The sequence below is a fragment of the Pseudoalteromonas sp. MMG007 genome, from assembly GCF_018100985.1.
In the GTDB taxonomy this organism is placed as follows: Bacteria; Pseudomonadota; Gammaproteobacteria; order Enterobacterales; family Alteromonadaceae; genus Pseudoalteromonas.
The window spans coordinates 1-22,013 of the sequence record NZ_JAGJEI010000010.1 but is presented as its reverse complement, the minus strand read 5'-3'; the positions used below and the strand labels follow the sequence as shown (position 1 = coordinate 22,013).

The following is a 22,013-nucleotide window of genomic DNA, read 5'->3' as shown; positions in this document are numbered from 1 at the left end:
GTGAGAACACGAGAACATTAGCCCTCGCACAGGCAGGCCTCAAAAGGAATCGTTGAAGGACTAAGCGATACCAAGTACTCACTAAATTGTTGCAGTGTCATCTCATTATTTGCAGAGCTACAAACTTGTATTAATTTATGAGCTAAATCGACACCAATTCTTAACTTATTCATAATTGAACTCCGAAAAATAATTTCTACTTCAATATAGAAGTTGGGAGTCCAATTATCTTGTTAGAGCAATTTTTCTCTATAACTTTGAAGGTTGATCGGCGGTAACTCAAAACATTTTTGATGATACTGATATAAAAACCTGTTTTCAGTGACCTCTGGATTACTGGTTTTGTAAACATCAACAGTAAAGCCTCCATACTCTGAAATAATATGGGAATACCTATTCCAATACTCTTTGAGCTCGTGAGATATATTACTTTTATAACGATCGTAAAAACTATATTTAGCTTTACCTATGTAAAAAATTGGACTACTACCTTTTAATCGAGGAATATCTTTCAGGCACCTCCAAACATAAACTATACCTGACGGCTCTTTCAGCTCCTCTAATAAACTTTCAAATTGAAGTTTAAAGTCATATTCTGTTTTTGCAGAAATAGTTATTTGACTTGAGATTACCTCTTCAACATATTCACAACGCATGATCATCCTTGTTGCTCTAACAGCTTTATCAGAGGACACTTTCCCTATTTTTAGCGCTAAAACGTCCTTATTTTATGGACTTATATTAATAGCAAATAGCGTAAACTATTGCCAACTACAAATATCACTCTTCCTGCTGCCTATATAAACATGTAAAAAGAGGAGAGATTCCTCTTATTCTGAGGGATTTAATGACGACCGTCCGTTTATCGCTCAAAGACACCCATAAAAAGCTTAAGATACCAATAATTATTGAGTAAAAGCGTTAAGGAAGCAGTAATTTTTTATAGCTAAAAATTTATAACTAAAGTTAAAAAGCGAGTAAATATACACCTACTCGCTTTACAATCTTGATAGCTGATAGCTAGCCCTTAACCATCACTTGTAATCTTATCAATCAATTCACCAAGCACTGCTTCGGCTTTGCTAGTTTCTACTTGGCAAGTACCTGCATTTAAATGGCCACCACCGCCATACTTAAGGCACAGTTCGCCAACGTTGGTGTTTGAGCTGCGGTTGGTGATTGATTTACCAATGGCAAATACTACGTTTTGTTTTTTAAGGCCCCACATTTTATGAATCGATATATTGCAGTCGGGGTACATAGCGTAAATTACAAAGCGGTTGGTGGCGTATATGGTTTCTTCTTGTGTTAAATCTAGTACCACTAGGTTTTTATGTACCATTGCACATTGTGTTATTTGTGCTTTTGCTTTTTCGTTGTGCTCGTTATACAGCGCAACACGTTCGGCTACGTCTTCCATTTGTAGGATTTCTTCGATGCTTTGATCTTTACACGCGTCAATGAGTTTCATCATTAATTGGTAATTTGAAATTTTAAATTCACGGAAGCGGCCAAGGCCTGTGCGTGCATCCATTATAAAGTTCATTAATACCCAGTCGGTTGGGTTGAGTATTTCGTCTTTTGAAAACTGTGCGGCATCGCCTTTATCTACTGCGTCCATCATATCACAGCTAATGTTTGGAAACTTTTCAGCGCCGCCGTAATAATCGTAAACAACGCGCGCAGCAGAGGGGGCTTTTGGGTCAATTACGTGGTTTTTTATGTCGCTTGCGTTACGTACTGTTTCGCTTAAGTGGTGGTCAAATGCAATATGGCAACCTGCAACGTACGGGAGGTTAGTGGTGATATCGTTTGCTGTTATGTCTATTTTTCCATCTTGCATATCTTTTGGGTGCACAAATAAGATGTCGTCAATTAGGTCTAAGTCTTTTAACAGTATGGCGCACACTAAACCGTCAAAATCGCTGCGGGTGACTAGTCTAAATTTATTATTGGGCATAGCTATTCCATCTTTTTTAATTGAGTTATCAATTGAGTGTAACAGCTAAAATTTTTTTTGAGAGATTATACCAATCGAATTAAACATTTATTCATTCTAGCGTGGTAAATAATGCGCTTGCGGTGTTGTTGATTTGTTAATTAAAACAAGTGCATACCGAAGTTATGCCTTGTTTTCACTCTATTTGTCTGTCGCTATAAATAACGCATAATTTAACACAATTGGTATTAGCTTAAAAAACACATAAAAAAGCCAAAACAGATGTTTTGGCTTTTTGTTAGCAAGTATGTATTTGTTTTTGTGCCATATGAACGTTAAGCGCCTGGGCCACATTCCATACAGCTGTTAATAATATCTGGGCCAAATTTTAGTTTGGCGTTTAAATCACGCAGTGCGGTACGTAGGCCTTCTTCAATTACTGGGTGGTAAAATGGCATATCTAGCATTTCTGGTACGGTCATTTTATTTTGCACAGCCCATGCCAGTAAGTGAGCTATATGTTCGGCTTGTGGGCCAATAAATTCTGCACCTAAAAATAAGCCTGTGCCTTGCTCTGCATAAACGCGCATATGGCCTTTATTTTTTAGCATTACTCGGCTGCGGCCTTGGTTTTCAAAGCTTACTTCGCCTACTTCAAAACAACCACATTCACCTAGTCGATCTGTAATTTGCTTGTAGCTTTCACCAACCATTGCTATTTGTGGGTCGCTAAATACAGCTGCAATTTTAGCTCTGCGAAGCCCGATACGTACATCCGGGAAGCGCCCAGCATTTTGACCGGCAATTGTGCCTTGATCAGATGCTTCATGTAGTAATGGGATCATGTTACTGGCATCGCCCGCTATAAATATATTTGACTCACCACATTGCATTGTATGTGGATCGGCGTGCGGCACACCGCGTTCATCAAGTTCTATACCTGTGTTTTCTAGGCCTAATTTATCTACGTTGGGTACTCGGCCTGTGGCTGCAAGTACGTAGTCAAATTGCTCTGTATGCTTAGCACCTTGTTTGTCGGTGTAAGTTAGTTGGGCTTTATCACCCACTTGCATCATGTCAGATACGTTTGAATCGGTATCTACAAAAAATTCTTCTGCAAAGACGGTGTTTGCATAGTCTCTTACTACAGGGTCTGTAAGTGGGCCAATTGCGCCGCCTACACCAAATAGTTTTACGTTTACGCCTAGTCGGCTAAGCGCTTGGCCAATTTCAAGGCCTATTACGCCAGGGCCAAATACGGCGACTGATTCTGGTAGGTCGTCCCAATCAAATACATCGTCGTTAATAATTAGCTTGTCGCCAAAGTTATTAAATACACCAGGGTATGAAGGGCGAGAGCCTGTGGCAATTACAAAGCGCTTAGCTGTAATAATTGTATCGTCGTCTATTTGTACGCGGTTGGCGTCTAAAAATTGTGCGTAACCACGAATTTTATCAACATCTGGTAGTTCATCTACGGCTTCTACTACAAATCCTGCAAAGCGATCTCGTTCACTTTTAACACGCGCCATTACTGCTTTGCCATCAATTTTAGGTTTTGAGCTATGCACACCAAATGCTGGTGCCATTTCAATTGAGTGAGCGGCTTCAGCTGCGGCAATTAATAATTTACTTGGCATACAACCAACACGTGCGCATGTTGTGCCATATGGGCCTGATTCAATCATTAATACGTTTTGTGTGAACTGTTTAGCGTTACGGTATGCACTTAAACCTGCAGTACCAGCACCTATAACAACAACATCGGTTTGCAATTCTTTCATAGCGTTTTTCCTCTAATAAATAGGGGCGTGTATGCCCCTATTTTTACCTACTTCTATTAGGTTTTTTTATTTACTTATTAATTAAGCAAAGAATTTTTCTAAATCGTCTGAGCCGCCAATGTGTTGACCACCAATAAATATTTGTGGAACAGTATCACGGCCAGTGATTGCTTTAAGGCTAGTTAATGTTGCGCCTGCACCCATTACAACTTCTTCAAATGCGTAGCCTTTTTCAGTAAGAAGCTCTTTTGCTTTTTTACAGAATGGGCAACCAGGTTTAGTAAATACTGTCACAGGCTCCGGTTTTGCTTGTTTAGGGTTGATGTAATCAAGCATTGTGTCTGCATCAGATACTTCAAACGGGTCACCTGGTAAATCTGGTTCGATGAACATTTTGTCAATCACGCCATCTTTAACCAGCATAGAGTATCTCCAGCTACGCTTACCAAAGCCTAAGTCGTTTTTGTCTACTAACATGCCCATGCCGTCAGTAAATTCGCCGTTGCCATCTGGTAATAATGTAATGTTTTGCGCTTCTTGATGCTCAGCCCATGCATTCATTACAAAGGTATCGTTAACTGATAAACATACAATTTCGTCAACGCCGTTTTGCTTAAGTACGCCAGCTAACTCGTTATAGCGCGGTAAATGTGTTGATGAACATGTTGGTGTAAATGCACCTGGTAGTGAAAATACGACAACTGTTTTACCTTTAAAAATTTCATCTGTAGTTACCGATTTCCATTCGTCGTTTTGACGAGTTGCAAATGTAACGTTTGGGATTGTTTGGCCTTCAATATTCTTTAACATAGTTTGTTCCTCTTGATTTGTTGGAGCCATTATGGCGAATAAATAAATATAGTTCCAATCGTTTGTTTGTATTAAACTAATAGGCATAACCTATCAGGTGTAGATGAATATGAACTTAAAAGATTTTGAATACGTTAAAGCAATAGCGCACTACAAGCATTTTCGCAAAGCGGCAGATGCATGTTTTGTAAGCCAACCTACATTAAGCGGACAAGTTAAAAAACTTGAGCAGGAGCTAGGTGTGGTATTGTTTGACCGTTCAACAAAGCAAGTAACGTTAACAGCTAAAGGTGAACGTTTGTTGACACAAATAGAAACTATTTTAGAGCAAACACAAATCCTAAAGGAGCTTGCTGCAACCTCTAATGAGCCTCTACAGGGCAAAATTACTATCGGTATTATTCCGACCATTGCTCCATACCTGCTGCCAGCTTTACTTACTTCAATGAAGGAAGCCTTTAAAGACAGCCAATTTGCGTTTATTGAAATGCAAACGGCAACAATTTTAGAAGCACTTGATAACGGCGAACTCGACTTTGCAATACTGGCCGACGTACCGGAACTTAAAAATTACCATACGATTAATTTGTATAAGGAAGATTTTTTAGTTGCTGTTTCTCACGATAATGCGTTATCTAAACATAAAAAAGTGGCTCTAAGTGATCTACAAAATTACAGCCTACTAATGTTAAGTGATGGCCATTGCTTTAAAGATCAAGCCCAAAAGTTTTGTTTTTCAGCTGGGGTTGATGTATCTAATCAATATCAGGGCAATAGCCTTGAAACTTTACTCGCGCTGGTGGCTATGGATGATGGTATTACATTTGTACCTAAACTTGCGTGTACACAGCGCATAGGTATTGATTATTTGCCTATATTTCCTAATCAGCAACGCAATGTAGTGTTTGCATGTAGAAAGCATTACCCGCACTTGTCGGGTGTTGAGCAATTAGGTGAGTGGTTAACTAAGCACCCAAATTTGAAAGCTAAATTGAATAAAAAACTTAATTAAAGCTCTTGGCTGAGTATCTCAACAACATCATTAATTTGTACACCAGGTAGTGGTTTGTCATCGATGCTCATTGCAATCGCGCTTTGCTGATAAAGCTGCTCTACACGAATAGTGTTAAGTGTTGTAATAGTGTGGGGCATGGTATTGCCTTGTGCATCAGTTAAATAGTTATGGTGCGCAATACTTAGCATCTGGCCTTTTTTGAGCCCGTGTGCTTTTCCTAGGTTAATCACTATTTTGCTATTTTCCATGTGCATAATTTTGCCCTGAGTAGGTAAACACGCCATAGCTGCTTGAATATCGTAACTTACTGACTGATTGAGTTCGGTTATGCTTTTCCCATAAGGTGATTGCCAAAACCTATCAGAATTCACATCTACAATCGTGGTTTTTTCAAAGGGCCAAATTGCTTTAGTGTGGTAGCTATTTTGCCAAAGTTGCTCATACGTGGTGCCATCAAATAATACAAATTCTATGTTGTAGCCCCGCTGGTATGTTTCGTCTTGCCAAAATGCGTAATCGTTATTTAGTTTATCGCTGGTTGATAAATCAGTTATTTGGCTAAGTAATACGTATTGAGCGTTACTTCGGGATGCGATTTCTTCTAGTTGAGCATTTGAGTAGTCATGTTGCTGTGAAAAGTATTTATCTACATTAATCGCGTTATTGTAATAAGCGACAGGAATAGCACTCATTTTTGATTTTTGCAGTGCGGTAAATATGTTTTTACTAATTGCTTTATTTACGTCAAATATTTGACCCATCATGGCATGCTCGCGATGTACAAGGCGGCTTTGAGTGACCGCTATAAATTTATTAAAGCTATTTTGTGGGCATTGCTCAGCTTGAGCAAAAATATCTAAACGTAGGGTAATTGCAAATTTACTGCTGTGGCGGTCTTCGCTTACTAACTCTATTTTTTGAATTTCCCCATGGCTGCTAATTTTTAGCTGGTCTTGCATTAAAACGCCATCTACCAAGGTTTGCACTGAGCTTACACGAGCACCTGAAAACACAAGAGCTTGTGTTATAGCATCTTTAATAGCGGCTGATTTAGCTGCTGCTATATCGCCATTTTGTATTTGTGCATGGCCGGTAGATTCGTACCACTGCGCTTGAGTAAAAGCCGAAAACGTTAATAAAGCAGTTGCACTTAAGCCTGCAAATGCCAATGATAAAAACGACTTCATACTCTTACTCCAATTATACTTTTGTTAATGATGACACTAGAGCAAGGACTGTACCAATGTTATTTTAGCGCATTGTTTAACTTATAAATGGCATTAAACGTGCATAAGTTGCTGTAACTAGTTTTTAAGGGTCATGTGCTATGCGAGCAATTTCATTATTAATTACACTTGGGTGTTTAAGCTTAAGTGGCTGTAGTAGTATTTTTGATAAACATGTTGAGTATAAGTACGTAGAGCCAAATAACTACCCGGTTTTAAAAGCTGTGGGTTATGCACCTATTAGTTTACAAAGCGGCGCTAATTTATCGCAAAAACAGCTAATGGCCATTAAGGCATCAAAGCTAGAAGCGTACCGAGAGCTCACTGAGCAAGTGTACGGGCAAAAAATTACCGCTGGTACCACAGTGGCAGGTTCAATTGCACAAGATGATTATTTACAAAGCCAAGTACAAGGAATTATTAAAGGCGCACAAATAATTAAAACTTATGCTGTAGATGATACCTACATTACAGAGCTTGAGCTAAATATGAAGCGTGTACACGATTTATATATTGGCGAGGTAAAACCCCGTGAAGTTAAAAAAGTAACTTACTACTAAATCACGACTGCTATTAAAAAACTCCTACAAAATATCTCATCCTCTTATATTGAGTGCTATGCTGTTGTTACGAATAATATTTAAACAAGTAGTGTAGCGCTTAGTGTATGTTTCTAATTTTTTATCCTTTGGCCTGTGAATGACTCTTAGGCCTATCCTCTGCAACGGTAAACTACTTTTTTGGTGCAAAAATAATTCGCGCTACTTACTGCTGTTTTTTTTACTTTCAAGCGGTGTGTTTGCAAGCCGATTAAACATTCAATTTAATACGTTTATTGAGCTTATGGGGAAAAAATATGGTCCAGCACGTGTAGCTGTTGCCCGAAGCTGGCAAAGCATGTTGGTGCAAACACAAAATAAACCAGAACAACAACAAATACTGATAGTAAACGATTTTTTTGCCCGCAACCTACGTTATCAAACCGATATTTTACTTTGGAAACAAAATGACTATTGGGCCACACCGCTTGAAACACTAGGACGCGGCTTAGGGGATTGCGAAGATTACGCAATTGCAAAATACATTAGTCTAAGAGCATTAGGTGTAAGCGACGATAAGTTGAGGCTCATTTACGTAAAAGCAAAGCTAGCGGGCTCCAATAAAACACAAGCACACATGGTACTTGGCTATTTTGCGACACCGAACGCTCAACCACTTATTTTAGACAGTTTAATTACAAAGGTTTTACCTGCTGCAAAACGTGTAGATTTAAGCCCTGTTTTTAGCTTTAACAGCCAAGGTTTATGGGCTAATAATTCAACCAAAAGTGTCGCTAGCCCAACAGCAAGGCTTTCTCGCTGGCGTAAAATTTTGGAGCAGACAACCAATGAAGGAGTTTTGTGGTAATGGCATCATTTTCCTTATCTAACTATTTTAAAAAGCGCAAAATAACGCTTAGACAAGAGCTTTGGATTGCATTGCTGATTGTTATTTTTGTTGGGTTTGTTAGCAGTGTTTTAATTAGCACCAATTCGGCCAAAAGTTACTTTTCTACTCAGTTGTATTTAAAAAATGTAGATAACGCAAGCTCACTTGCATTAATGATTAGCCAATTAGATAAAGACCCAGTTGAGCTTGAGTTATTGGTATCTGCCACGTTTGATACAGGGCACTATAAACGTATTGAGCTTCAAGACCCTAATGGCGAGGTAATAATTAAACGCACTTTTACTGATGAGCTCGAAGCGTCTGTACCAAACTGGTTTAGGGCAATGTATGGTTTAGATGTACAGCCCGGGGTAGGGCAAGTAAATAATGGATGGCAACAATTTGGTACGTTGTTTATAGAAAGCCATAGCCAATACGCAGAGCAAGCCTTATGGGAAAGTGCTCTTAAGCTGTTTTTTAGCTTTTTAATAGTCGCTTTTTTTGCTTGTATAGTTAGTGCTTACTTTTTAAGTAGGATTTTAAAACCGTTGGATGATGTGGTTTATCAGGCAAATGCATTCGGAGAAAAACGCTTTATTAAGTCAAAGGTGCCGCGCACATTTGAATTTGCTCGATTAGTACAATCAATGAACCAGTTATCTACTCGTTTTAGTCGTATTATAAAAGAAGATAGTAAGCGATTAGAGGAGTTAAGATTTAAGTCGCAGCATGATGAATTAACCGGTTTGGCTAATCGTGAATATTTTGGCGCCACACTTGAAGCGCATTTACAAAAGTCGAAAGATCATGCGCATGGGGCTTTGTTTTTATTTAGAATCGTAAACTTAGATCAAATAAGTGAGCAAATTAGCCGGGTCGAAATGGTTAATTTTTTACGCCGTTTTTCGGATATGTTAATTGGATTTTTAGAGTTAAACCAAGAGCACTTTTCTGAAAATTACATTGCGCGTATCTCTCACAGTGACTTTACCGTTTTATTTAGCGATACAGACGATATAGAACTACTGAGTGAACGAATTAAAACTTTGCACCAAGCTTTTATTGAAGAGTATAAAAGCGTTAACTTAGCAATACCTCACAGCTGTACATACATACTAAAAGAGGACTCGAGGTTTGATGTATTAAAACGCGTTGACGAATTATTAAAATCAGGCAATACGAAGCAAGTTGCAGTGCGTGCTAAAGAGGCTGACAGTAAACAAAAAAGTGAGCTATTTGACGACGCCACAAGTTGGCAAAGTGCAATTGAGTCTGCTTTAGATAACCAAACACTCGAAATAAACACTTTCCCGGTAATGAGTTTTACAGGTCAGTTAATGCAAAACCAGTTAGGGTTGAGTTTAGAGCTTGGCGGGCAGCTGTATCGTGCAAGCTATTATTACCAATGGGCTAACCGTTTAAAATTATTAGCGCGACTAGATTGGGGCTTAATTAAACAGCTAGTTAACGAATACAATGTTGAGCCGCCAGGTGAGCTTATTTCGGTTGAGCTCTCTGCGCAAACTTTATTAGATGATACGGCAATCGCTTCTATATTGACTTACTTATCGGCATTTCCTGAACTAGCTTCAAAGATTTGTTTTGATATACGTGAAAGTATTGCTGTTAGCGAAATCGAAATATTTAAAGATTTTTGTGAGCAAGTTAGATGCATGGGGGCAAAAGTTGCTTTAAAACGGGTTGGCCCTGAGTTTACTAAAATTAATAAAATACAAGAATTTGGCTTAGAAATGATTAAAATTGATAGTGTGTATGGTCACAACATTAGTTACAGCCAAGATAATCAAACCTTTTTACGTGGCGTATGTACACTCGCACATTCTATTGGTATTAAGGTGGTGGCTCAGGGGGTTACTAGCCAAGATGATTTAGACACACTTGTGAATCTTGGCTTTGATGGGATTATTAAAGAGTCGTAAAGGTCAACTTCCTTTTACGACTAACATTAATTGAATTCGGTCGCGCACTTTTAGTTTATTGAATATAGAGCCCATATGCTCTTTAATCGTTCGCTCTGTAATATTTAATGACTCTGCGGCTTGTTTGTTGGTGGCGCCTGTAACAACAATATCAACTACTTGGCGCTCTCGCTTTGTGAGCAATTCAAGGTTGCATGAGTGTTTGTAGTTAAACTGTGTTTGTGACAAAGCACCTACAAGGTTTGACAGTAACTGCCCAGGTAGCCATATGCCTCCTGAGCAGGCAGTCTCTAGTACTTGTTCAATAATAACTTTGGTTGCTAAGGCCTCTACATAACCTCTTGCCCCTGCCTCTAAGGCCGCTCTGAGTTCGTTAATTTCAAGCTCGTTGGTCATAACTATAACGAGTAAACGCTGCTGCGAATATTTTTTTACAAGCTCAAGCCAGTTAGGTGTGCCAGCTAAAATCCAAATAACGTTGGATGCGGTTACTCTTTTTGGCTCTTTAGTGCATATTACACAATCCGCAAATGCTGTATGCCAGTGCTTTGACTCAAACTCAGGCTGTGTAATAAAAATACTTTGACGCATTACTTCTCCATTTATATAAATGCTTTAACGCTCTGTCATTGCTTGCGATGTTGCGCGAAGAACTGGCTTTAAAAGGTACTCAAGCACGGTTTTTTTACCGGTAATAATGTCAACTTGTGTGGTCATCCCAGGAATTATCGTTAGTTCTTTCGAAAAGTTATTTTTGGTGGTTTTTAACTGCACTAAATAAAATGTGTTTTCTCTATCATCTGTGATTGTATCTGCACTTATGTGCAGTACTTCAGCTTCTAAGCCGCCATAAACAGCAAAGTCATAGGCGCTAAATTTAATCATTGCGGGTTGACCAGGGCGTAAAAAGGCGATGTCTTTTGGCGGAATTTTTGCCTCTACAACTAATTGGTCGTCCAGTGGTACTATTTCCATCACGTCACTGCCAGGTTGTAAAATACCGCCAACTGTATTGACTAATAAACGTTGTACAGTGCCTTTAACTGGCGAGCGAATTTCAGTTTGAGTAACTTTATCGGCAAGACCAGATTCCGTTTCTTTAATCGACTCTAAGCGAAGAAGTGCCTCAGACAACTCATTGTTCCAGCGATTAATCATCGCAAGCTCAACTTCGGTAACCTTATTTTTAGCTTCGTTAATTGCCGACAGACTTCGATTAATAACGGCTTTAGTTCGGTTTATTTCACCAGTAATATCAACTATTTCTCGCTCTAACCTAATAATATCTATATCAGATACTGCACCTGTACGAAGTAATGGACGCGTTACTTTAAGCTCTCTATTGGTGAGTCTTAATGCATTGGTATGTTGCTGCAATGCGGCTTTTGCTTCTATATGATCTTGTCGACGTTGCTCAAGTTGGCGCTTGTGAATTGCTACTTGTTGTTCAAGTTCTCGTCGGTTACTTAGGTATATAGATTGCTCATGTAATACGGCTTCTGGTACGTCCTCAGCTAAACCTTCAGGGAAAATAAGTTCTTCTTTTTTAGTTAGTGCGTTTAAGCGTGCAACTTTAGCTGTAAGAGACTGCACCTTTGATTGATTTTCTCTAAAGCTAGAAATAAAACGAGTCGGATCGATTTTAATCAGTACGTCACCTTCACTGACTATTTGACCTTCACGTACATTTATTTTTTCTACCATGCCGCCATCGTAAGATTGAATTAGCTGTAATTTATTAGAAGGAATAACTCGCCCTTCACCACGAGCAACTTCGTCTAAATTAGCAAATCCAGCCCACACAATAAGGCTTATAAAAGCTACGCAAATTAAATAAAGTAAAAATCTTGCGCTAGCTGGCTCTTGCTGCATTTTTTCCCATTGGGCATCAACTACCCAGTCTTGCGTGTTTGGTGGCGAGAGCCATCCACTAAATAATTTATTGAAAACTGATGGCTTGCCTTTTTTTCTGGATTCAATAGCCCTACTTACAGATTCGAAGGAGCGTTGCTCTAGAGGCTTTTTGTCATTACTCATGATGCTTGCTCCACTGTTTTATTATTTAAAGCAGCAATTACTTTTTGCTTAGGACCATCGGCAACGACTTTGCCATTGTCTAGTACAATAATACGGTCTACTAATTCAAGTAATGATGAGCGATGTGTCACTACAATTAAGGTTTTATCTACAGAGCATTTTTTTAAGTTATTAATAATCTTGTTTTCGCTGTTGTGATCAAGTGATGACGTTGGCTCATCTAATAGCAAAATCGGCGGGTCGTTAATTAATGCTCTTGCCATACCAACGGCTTGGCGTTGGCCGCCCGAAAGTTGTCTGCCAAGCTCGCCTACTTGTAAATCAAAGCCGTCAGGGTGTGAATTTATTAAATCGAATAGCTCGCTTCGTTCACACGCTTCTATAATTTGCTCATCCTTGGCGTGCCATGCGCTTATAGTTAGATTGTCTTTTAAGGTACCAAAAAATAATGCAATAGTTTGCGGCACATAACCAATATTGTGGCGAAGTTCTGCAGGGTCTATTTGGTGAATATCGTTATTGTCCACTAAAATGCTGCCTGAACTTGGATCGTAGAGCCCTAAAATAAGTTTTTCTAAGGTGCTTTTACCTGAGCCGTTTCTACCTAAAATAGCGACCTTTTCACCCGCTTTTATTTTAAAGCTAACTCCGTTGAGTGCATTATGTGATTCATCAGAGTACTTAAAGCAGACATCTTTAAATTCTATATCGCCTTTTAAAATAGGGTGGCTCAACCAGTGTTTACCGGCAGGGCGCTCTACCTCTTTTTCCATTATTTCGTTAAGAGATTGCATAGCAATAGCTGCATGGTGGTACTGAGCTAAAACTGCAGCAGACTGACCAATCGGGCCCATCGCTCGAGATGAAAGTAAATAGGCCGCTATTAAGCCACCTTGAGTAAGCTCACCTTCAATAACTAAATGAACACCAATTATCATGATGATCACACCCACACATTGTTGTATCCACGATGCAGTATTAGATATTGAACTTGAGACTAAGCGGCTTTGTGCATTTACTTGGGCAATGTATATGGTTGATTTTTCCCACGTTGATTGTGTTTTACATTCAGAGTGAAAGCTTTTTACATCTTCTATGTTTGTTAGGCTCTCTACTAAGACAGCGTTTCGCATTGAACTTGCCTTCATTGTTTGCTCTGAAAGCGCTTCAAGTTTGCGGTGCGCCGCTATGGCATACATTAATAATATTAGTGCGCCTGCAATGATAGGAAGGCTAAGAGGGACGCCAATAATTGCTATAACAACTAAGTATAAAATAACAAAAGGGAGGTCAACTAATGCGACGAGCGTTATTGAGCTAAAAAAGTTTCTTACCGCTTCAAAGGATTGAATGTTGCTAGCAAAAGATCCTGCTGATGACGGGCGATTTTCAAGCTTCATACCTAAAACTCGTTCCATGATCACCGCAGATACTTTTACGTCAATTCTGCTGGCCGCAAGCTCTACAAAATAACCTCTTACTAATCTAAGCGCAAAGTCGGCGGTTAAGGCTATTAAAATACCTATAGCAAGAACCCATAGCGTTTCAGTGGCATGATTTGGTACTACACGGTCATACACGTTCATTACAAATAAAGGCATTGCCACTGAGAGCACACCAAGCGCAATGGCTGATATAATTACATCTTTATAAAGTGAGCGGCACTCTTTAATTACACCCCAAAACCATCCATCTTTAGAGAGCTTTTCGAGTACGGGGGTACGATCGTCAAAAATAAATTCGGGTTGAGCGTAAATAACCATATCAGCGGTTGTTAGTGTCAGCTCCTCAATGCTTTGCTCAATAACAGATTCGGTTAACTCTGGGTAAATAACACTCACAAGATTGTTACTAAAATCAATTTTAGTAACAATACATGCTTGATTATCTTTTAATATTAAAATGGCGGGTAACAGTGCTGTATTTATTTTTTGTAGCGGCTTATTAACTACCTTTGATTTAAAACCAATACGTTTAGCCGCACGTGAAAATCCAGATGGCGTGAGATTTCCATCATTTAGTGGTAAGCCATTTAATAGAGCTTCTCTTGAAAAATCTTTACCGTGGTGGCGACATAGTACTGCTAAGCAGTCAACTAATATTCCACCATGATCAAGTACATCATTTAATTCCATAAACCATCCAATGTTATGAAGAACTACAAGCGGTTGTTACAACTTAACTTAAACTTCATAAAAATCTTTAAACAAGTTCTTAAACTAAGTTTAGGTTATTTACATAACGCTAATTGCTTTTGTATATAAACTGGTTGGTGTCAGTTGTCAGTAATAACGGCTTCTATACGTCTATTTTGTGCATTTGCCCTTACTGATATCTCGTTTACTCGAGGTTTATCAGTGCCGTAGCCAAATGACTTAACGCGGTTTGGCTCTATATCAAATTGTTCAATTAGCATTTGTGCAACGCTAAAAGCACGTTGTTCAGATAGTTTTCGGTTGTAAGTTTTATCGCCATCTAAAGAAGCATGACCTTGAATTTCCACCATTTTATTTGGATTTTGTTTCAAAAAATCAGCTAGCCTTTCGACTTCACGCACATACTCAGAACGAACTTCACTAGAATCAGCTGAAAAAGGGATCCCTATTTCTACAGAGTCTGTTTCGGCGCTGTATAAAGTACATCCAGACAAATCCACATTCGTTGCCGCTGGCGTACTTGGGCAGGTATCTTGCTCATTTGGTACACCATCTGCATCGTCATCTAAGAACTCGCTGCTTGAGGTTGTATTAGTCTCTAGTGGGATATCAAGATAACGAGGCATAGCGGTTACGCTCATGTAGGCATTATCTTGCTTGGCTTTTTTTTCTAAAAAAGCTTTGCGACTAAATGTTGTGGCTACATCGTAAGTAGGGCAAATATTTTTTGCATCGTGAACAATAGGATCGTCGGTTAAATCTTCTATAGAAGGGTATTTATCTGACATTACATTAAGTGCGGGTAGTAGTTTCCCCATTTCTTTGAGCATCGTTAAAATAGCCGATTGACGGTCATATAATGCAACTATGTAAGAACGGGTAGACTGGAACGATTCATTTTCTGCATCTAGTACGTCTAGTAGAGTACGTTGGCCTATATCAAACTGGTCTTTGTAAGCTATTTTTACTTTGGTTGAAGAGGCTCTGTGCTGATCTAATGCGGGTAGTTTCTGCTCAAGTATAGTTACATTATGATATGCAATTTGTAAGCTTTGGCGAATATCTACGCACGCTTGATCTCGTTGATATTTAGCTATATTTACATCTTGGTAGGCTTGTTCAAGATTAGCGCTATCCAACCCGCCGTTATATAAATTGTAACTTATATCAATACCTACCCGAGCTTCAGTTCGAGTTTCGTTTTGGCCTAATTCATCTCTATCTTGGCTGCCATAGCGAGCTGATAAATCTACATTAGGATGAAACGCTGCTTTTTGTGCTTCAGCATTGGCTTTTTGCGCCTCTATATTATACAAAGATGCATAAAAAGTTGGGCTGTTTTTATATGCTATGCTTAGCGCCTGATTGACAGATATTGGAATATTATCTTCGTTGAGGTCTGCTTGTTTAATCTCTTGCAATGGAAGTTCACCAACAACTCGTAAATAACGAGCGCTTACATCGTGTAAATTTGCATACTCAGTGAGTACGTTAGATTGCGCAAGTGACAAACGTCCACTTATTTGCTCTAAATCTGCGGCTCTTGCAACACCTGCGTTAACGCTTTGTTCGATTTGTTGGTATACAGATTCATGCTCTTGCAGATTTGCTTCAGCAAGTTGTACTAACTCTTTAAATTTTTGTACGTCAAGTAGTGCAATTGACGCTTCAAGTGCCGTTTGTTCTGTTTGTGTTATAAGTTCAAAATAGCGAATAAGCTGAATTCGTTTAAAACGATCAACGGTATTAGATGTTCTAAAACCATCGTACAGCATTTGAGTAACGCTTATTTCTGCAGTGTTACGGTTATACTCTTCTTCTACTCCATAATTTCTTCTTTCATATCCTGCGCTGGCAGATACGTCAACACTTGGTAAATAGCCAGAACGTGCAGCATCAACTCCATAAATAGAAGATTTAAATGCATGCCATGCTTCTTGTACTTCAGGATTATTCTCTATGGCTTTACTAGATACGTAGGTTAGGGGCATAGCTGATTCATTATTAGCATAAGCTATGTTTGGTAGAGTAGCGGTTGAAATCGCCATTGCGATTAACATCGTTCCTTTGCGTTTCTTAAAAGTGTTTTTTGTAATCATTACTTCCCCTTAGATCCCATTACTACCGAAAATACTCCCTTAAATATCTAGTAAAGGAATATCAATTTTGCAAATAATCTTTCCGGGTAGCATAAAATGAGTTTTTTACCATTTTTTGTTGATTATTTTATTTTTAAATTTTTCTTTTAAACCTGTACTTGAGTCCAGTACCCAGATTGATTTTGTGTTCTACCTTTAAGTTATTAGAACGTAAATTTAAAAAGTTTGAGGGTACCCAAATGGAAGCAAATCAATTATTAGTTACCGATATTCAAGGCTCTGCGGGTGTAGTTTTACAAGATGGCTCAATAAAAGCTTTAAATGTTGGCGATTACATTAATGTTGGAGATTTAGTGGTAACGGCTGTTAAGTCTTCACTGCAAATTGATGTACAAGGTGAAACTCTCTCTATTCCTGCAAATCAAAAGGTAAAAATAACGCCAGATTTATTGGCAAAGGAAGCTAGGGACTCAAGCGAGACAACTATTTTTGATGAAAGCTTAGATGAAGCCATAGCTAGCTTAGATTTAGGTACTGAACAAAATACTACAACCGCTGCTAATTCGGATGTAACCGACTTTTTAGATGCCTTAGAGGGTGATGGTGATATTTTAGATAACTTAGAAGCAACAGCCGCTGGTGGCGGTGGTGCGGCAGGTTCAGGCGGTGGTAATTCGTTTGTACAACTTACTCGTATATCTGAGAGTGTTGATCCAAACAGCGTGGCGTTTGATTCATCGCTTGATCAAAGCAATGCTGATGCATTTGACTTACGTGATACATCAGATGGTGTAGTACCAGATGATAACACCGCGTCAATATCGCTAAATGAATTAGGTATAACTAACTCATCTCAACCTACTATTACTGGTACTAGTGAAAACCTAATTGGTGAAACAGTCAATGTAACAGTGACTGACGTAGATGGTAATTCGCAAGTTGTCTCTGCAGTTATTAATCCTGATGGTACATTTGAAATCATCTTACCAGACCCAATAGCTGATGGTCCCGTTAGTGTTGTAGTTGAAGCAACGGATCCTAATGGTAATGCGTTTAACGATACAATTTCTATTGAAGTTGATACTACGGCACCAGTAATTAATATTGACCCAGTTGCTGACTCTGCTTCGCAAACTTTAACGGTAACAGGCTCTGTTGCTGGTTTAAATACTGGTGACAATGTATCTGTAACGCTTACCGATAGCACAGGTACACAGCAAACTGTAGTTACACAAGTTGATGCGCAAGGTAATTGGAGCATTACAACTACATCGCCATTAGCCGAGGGCGAGTTTAGTGTTGATGCTGTTGCAGTTGATGCCGCAGGTAACCAAGCGATAGATCAAGCTCTTGCAAGTGTTGACTTAACAGCTCCTGAAATTGACGTAACGGTAGCTGGGGAGACAAATAATGTAACCCCTCCTTTAACCGGTACTACAAGCGGCGTACCACAAGGTACAGAGGTAACAATAACAGTAACGAATAGTGCGGGAGAGGTTCAACTTTTAACGGCCTTAACCAATGAAGACGGAAGTTGGTCTGTTGATGTGGGGGCAGCATTACCTGAGGGCGACTTTACGGTTGATGCACAAGTGAGTGATAGCGTAGGGAATCAGGCAGTAGCAAGTGATGCTGGCATTATAGATTTAACACTTCCTGTTGTTGAAATTAATACCATTGCAGATACACAAGATACAACGCCTATAATTACAGGTTCTGCTCAAGATGTGCCTGCGGGATCAGTAATTACGGTTGTTATTACTGATATTAACGGGCAAGCCCAAACACTTTTAACACAAACTAATGAGGACGGTAGCTGGTCTGTTAGTGTATCGACTCCTTTAGCCCAAGGTGAGTTCGATGTTAACGCAACGGTTACAGATAATGCCGGTAACGAAGCACAAGCTATCGAGCAAGGCTTAGTTGACTTAACAAGTCCTGAAATTTCAGTCACAGCAATTGCCGATACTAACGATACAACACCCACATTTGTTGGGCGTGTTGATGGTGCGCCTGAGGGCTCAGAGATTACTGTTTTAGTGACCGACAGTAATGGGAATTTACAAACGTTGACCACAACGCTTGAAGCAGATGGTACTTGGAGTGTTGAATCATCAAGCGCAATTTCTGGTGGTGATTTTAACGTTACTGCCACAGTTAGTGACCCCGCAGGTAATGAAGCATCGGCGCAAACAAGTGGTGAGGTAACCTTTGCCCCTATTTCAATCCAAATAAACTCGATTGCTGATACAAACGACACCACACCATTTTTAAGTGGTAACACCGCAAATGTACCTGCAGGTACTACAATAACGCTAACTATTACCGCAAGTGATGGCAGTACCTCTACTATTTTAGCGGTGACCCAAGAGGATGGATCTTGGAGTGCGCAAGTAACTCAGCCTTTACCTGAAGGTGATTTTACAGTAGTTGCAGCAGTGGTAGATGACTCTGGCAATGAGGCGCAAGCAAGCACGGTAGGCAATGTAGATTTAACTGTAAGTATAAACTTTATAATAGATACTAACGACACTACGCCTACAGTTAGCGGCTCCACTCAAGATGTTGATGCGGGGACGGTTGTTACCGTTACCTTTACAGGTAGCGATGGTGCAACAGAAACGGTGCAAGTAACTACAAATGCAGACGGTAGTTGGTCGATCGAAGCGACTAATGAGCTGGTAGAAGGTGAGTTTAGTGTTGTAGCAACAGTTACTGATGCCGCAGGTAATACAGCGTCTGCAAGTGAAATTGGTGAAATTGATTTAACTGATCCTACGATTACTATTAATCCAATTGATGATACAAACGACACTACACCGAGCGTGACGGGAAGTGTTGTTGATGTACCACAAGGCACAGAAATAACACTTGTAGTAACAGATAGTAATGGCAATGAACAAACACTTACCGCAGTCACTAATGCTGATGGAAGCTACAGCGCCAATATACTTAATGAGCTTAGCGAAGGTGACTTTACGGTAACAGCAAGTGTGAGTGATGAGGCTGGAAATAGTAGCACTGCAACTGTTACGGGTACCATTGATTTAATACCGCCTAGCGTTACCATAGATACTTTAGGTGATAACAACGATACAACGCCTGCGATTACAGGCTCAACTCAAGGGTTGCCAGCTGGTAGCGTAGTAACAGTTATTGTTACAGACAGTGCAGGTGCTGAACAGCAATTTGTAACGGCAATAAATGGCGATGGCACATGGAGTGTTGATGTGCCACAAGCGCTAGCCGAAGGTGAATTTAGTGTTGTTGCCAATATAACTGATAGTGCAGGGAACACAGCACAAGATTCTCAAACAGGGAACATTGACCTTACTGCTCCAACGATTAGTGTGGATGCTTTCACAGACTCTAACGACACTACACCTAGCTTTAGCGGTACAACCAACGATGTAGAACCGGGAAGTCTGATTACAGTACTCGTTACAGATTCAAACGGCGATTCACAAACTTTAACTGCTGTTGTTGCACTGGATGGCTCTTGGCAAGTAGGTGCCACAGATGACATTGCTGAAGGTGAGTTTACTATTACTGCTACAGCAACAGATTCAGCAGGCAATGAAGCATCGGCTTCAACTACAGGCATTATTGATACTGCTGCGCCAACAGTTACTGTTGACCCTGTAGGAAATACTAATGATGCTACGCCTACAATTTCAGGCACAGCAACGGGTGAGCCAGAAGGTACATTAGTTACGATTACAGTGACTGATGAAGCAGGTAACCCACAAACTATTACCACTGAAGTGCAAGCCGATGGCACTTTTTCGGTTGATGTGCCCAGTGAATTAAGTGAAGGTGAATTCACCGTTGAAGTATCGGTTGCCGATACCGCAGGCAATAAAACCACGGCAACCACAACCGGCGAAGTGGATACGGCTGCGCCATCAGTAATAATCGACCCTGTAGGTGATACTAACGATACCACGCCCACAATTTCAGGCAGTGCAACGGGTGAGCCAGAAGGTACCGTTGTTACTATTACAGTCACTGATGAAGCGGGTAACCCACAAACCATTACTACTGAAGTGCAAGCCGATGGCTCCTTCAGTGTAGACGTACCAAATGAGTTAAGTGAAGGTGAATTTACTGTTGAAGTATCCGTTACTGATACTGCGGGCAATGAAACGACTTCAACGACCACGGGTGAAGTGGATACGGCTGCGCCAGAAGTGAACATTGATCCTGTGGACGATACTAACGACACTACGCCAACTATTTCAGGCACTGCGACGGGTGAGCCAGAGGGCACCGTTGTTACTATTACGGTAACGGATGAAGCGGGTAATCCACAAACCATTACCACTGAAGTACAAGCAGATGGTACTTTTTCGGTTGATGTGCCTAATGAACTAAGTGAAGGTGAATTTACGGTTGAGGTATCGGTTACCGACAGCGCAGGTAATGAAACCACAGCAACCACAACCGGCGAAGTGGATACCACAGCGCCAATAGTGACTATTAACGCGCTAGGTGATACGAGTGATACAACACCGGTCATTTCAGGTACGGTTAGCGGTGAGCCTGCAGGGTCAACAGTTACTTTAACTGTTACTGATGCAAATGGGGTTTTACAAACAATAACAACGCAAGTTATTGCAGATGGGAGTTGGACAGTAGAAGTACCTGCGGCTCTGGCTGAAGGGAGCTACTCTGTAAATGCAAGTATTAGTGATAGCGCTGGTAATGAAGGTACAGCAAATGCCTCAGGTACAATTGATACAAGCGCATTGACTATTACCATAAATGTTATTGGCGAAACCAACGATCAAACACCACAAATCAGCGGTGAAACCTTTAATGCTCAAGCAGGTTCGTCAGTTGAAGTTCAGCTCACTGACTCTGCGGGGGCAATCATCACTTTAACTACAACTGTTGATGAAAACGGACTCTGGAGTGTGACTCCACCTGCCGATTTGGCTGAGGGCACCATTTCAATTAGTGCAACAGTAACAGACCTAGGTGGTGGAATTGCTGATGCAGAGCTTGATGCCGTAATTGATATTACACCTCCAACCATACAAGTAAATGAACTAGGAACAAGTAATGATACAACACCTATTATTTCTGGTAACACGACAGGCGTAGTTTCAGGCACAGTTATAACCTTAACGGTTACTGACTCTCAAGGCGTTGTGCGTTCATTTAGTGCAACAACAGATGCCGATGGTAATTGGAGTGTTGAGCTTTCTCAAGAGCTGGCCTCGGGAGATTACTCTGTAGAAGCTGAAGTGTCTGATGCTGCAGGAAATAGCGCTTCAACTATGGCTACCGGTAACATAGATACATCAGGGCCTAGCTTAACCGTTGACTTTGATACTGTAACCAACGACTCAACGCCTACCATTTCAGGTACTAGTGATGCAGAAGTTGGTACCAGTATCACGGTTGTTATTACAGATGAAAATGGAGTTGAACAAACACTTACCACCACAGTAGATGCAAGTGGTAACTGGGAAGTAACGCCGCAAACAGACTTAAATGAAGGTGATAACACCATAGAAGTAAGTGTGTCTGATGAAGCCGGTAATATAACAACAGTTATAGATACAATTACATTA

General features: G+C 40.1%; 15 protein-coding genes. 5 read left to right on the top strand and 10 right to left on the bottom strand.

What is annotated here, in order from left to right; translation table 11 throughout:
• Positions 1-17 precede the first annotated feature (17 nt).
• The 5 genes from J8L71_RS12395 to J8L71_RS12375 all read right to left on the bottom strand — a co-directional run bounded on the left by J8L71_RS12395 (position 18) and on the right by J8L71_RS12375 (position 4,533).
• Positions 18-173, bottom strand: a complete 156-nt coding sequence (locus tag J8L71_RS12395; protein ID WP_211000806.1) for a hypothetical protein — start codon at positions 171-173, stop codon at positions 18-20.
• Positions 174-233: 60 nt separating this feature from the next.
• Positions 234-656: a hypothetical protein gene (locus J8L71_RS12390; protein WP_211000805.1), complete on the bottom strand. Its 423-nt coding sequence runs from the start codon at positions 654-656 to the stop codon at positions 234-236.
• A gap of 371 nt (positions 657-1,027) precedes the next feature.
• Positions 1,028-1,960, bottom strand: coding sequence for an exopolyphosphatase (locus tag J8L71_RS12385; RefSeq protein ID WP_211000804.1), 933 nt, complete (start codon positions 1,958-1,960; stop codon positions 1,028-1,030).
• A gap of 314 nt (positions 1,961-2,274) precedes the next feature.
• Positions 2,275-3,723 (bottom strand): dihydrolipoyl dehydrogenase, encoded by a 1,449-nt coding sequence (locus J8L71_RS12380; protein ID WP_211000803.1) that lies wholly within the window; start codon positions 3,721-3,723, stop codon positions 2,275-2,277.
• An 81-nt stretch (positions 3,724-3,804) separates the two neighbouring features.
• Positions 3,805-4,533: a glutathione peroxidase gene (locus J8L71_RS12375; protein ID WP_138683506.1), complete on the bottom strand. Its 729-nt coding sequence runs from the start codon at positions 4,531-4,533 to the stop codon at positions 3,805-3,807.
• 109 nt (positions 4,534-4,642) lie between these two features.
• Here J8L71_RS12375 and J8L71_RS12370 point away from each other — a divergent pair, with 109 nt between their 5' ends.
• The gene (locus J8L71_RS12370; protein WP_211000802.1) at positions 4,643-5,545 is read left to right on the top strand and encodes a LysR substrate-binding domain-containing protein; all 903 of its coding nucleotides are present in this window, start codon (positions 4,643-4,645) and stop codon (positions 5,543-5,545) included.
• Here J8L71_RS12370 and J8L71_RS12365 read toward each other — a convergent pair.
• On the bottom strand, positions 5,542-6,735 hold the full coding sequence (locus J8L71_RS12365) for a flagellar assembly protein T N-terminal domain-containing protein (RefSeq protein WP_211000800.1): 1,194 nt from the start codon (positions 6,733-6,735) through the stop codon (positions 5,542-5,544). The genes J8L71_RS12370 and J8L71_RS12365 overlap by 4 nt on opposite strands.
• 140 nt (positions 6,736-6,875) lie before the next feature.
• Here J8L71_RS12365 and J8L71_RS12360 point away from each other — a divergent pair, with 140 nt between their 5' ends.
• The 3 genes from J8L71_RS12360 to J8L71_RS12350 all read left to right on the top strand — a co-directional run bounded on the left by J8L71_RS12360 (position 6,876) and on the right by J8L71_RS12350 (position 10,142).
• The gene (locus J8L71_RS12360) at positions 6,876-7,334 is read left to right on the top strand and encodes an LPP20 family lipoprotein (protein WP_211000799.1); all 459 of its coding nucleotides are present in this window, start codon (positions 6,876-6,878) and stop codon (positions 7,332-7,334) included.
• Between the two features lie 139 nt (positions 7,335-7,473).
• On the top strand, positions 7,474-8,181 hold the full coding sequence (locus J8L71_RS12355) for a transglutaminase-like cysteine peptidase (RefSeq protein WP_211000798.1): 708 nt from the start codon (positions 7,474-7,476) through the stop codon (positions 8,179-8,181).
• Positions 8,181-10,142 carry a LapD/MoxY N-terminal periplasmic domain-containing protein gene (locus tag J8L71_RS12350; RefSeq protein ID WP_211000797.1) on the top strand — a complete coding sequence of 654 codons (1,962 nt, stop codon included), beginning with the start codon at positions 8,181-8,183 and terminating at the stop codon, positions 10,140-10,142. The genes J8L71_RS12355 and J8L71_RS12350 overlap by 1 nt, the downstream gene beginning before the upstream one ends.
• A gap of 3 nt (positions 10,143-10,145) precedes the next feature.
• Here the strand turns inward: J8L71_RS12350 and J8L71_RS12345 are convergent, their stop codons facing one another.
• From J8L71_RS12345 to J8L71_RS12330, 4 genes are all read right to left on the bottom strand, one after another.
• Entirely contained in the window at positions 10,146-10,733 is a 588-nt protein-coding gene (locus J8L71_RS12345) for a response regulator transcription factor (RefSeq protein WP_211000796.1), read from the bottom strand.
• 24 nt (positions 10,734-10,757) lie between these two features.
• Positions 10,758-12,179 (bottom strand): HlyD family type I secretion periplasmic adaptor subunit, encoded by a 1,422-nt coding sequence (locus J8L71_RS12340; RefSeq protein WP_211000795.1) that lies wholly within the window; start codon positions 12,177-12,179, stop codon positions 10,758-10,760.
• Positions 12,176-14,314 carry a type I secretion system permease/ATPase gene (locus J8L71_RS12335; RefSeq protein WP_211000793.1) on the bottom strand — a complete coding sequence of 713 codons (2,139 nt, stop codon included), beginning with the start codon at positions 14,312-14,314 and terminating at the stop codon, positions 12,176-12,178. The genes J8L71_RS12340 and J8L71_RS12335 overlap by 4 nt, the downstream gene beginning before the upstream one ends.
• 140 nt (positions 14,315-14,454) lie before the next feature.
• A complete protein-coding gene (locus tag J8L71_RS12330; RefSeq protein WP_211000792.1) occupies positions 14,455-16,434 on the bottom strand; it encodes a TolC family outer membrane protein in 1,980 nt (659 codons plus the stop codon).
• 239 nt (positions 16,435-16,673) lie between these two features.
• On the opposite strand from J8L71_RS12330, the gene J8L71_RS12325 reads away from it, so the two are divergent.
• Positions 16,674-22,013 (top strand): retention module-containing protein (locus tag J8L71_RS12325; RefSeq protein ID WP_211000791.1); only part of this gene is annotated, 5,340 nt, incomplete at its 3' end.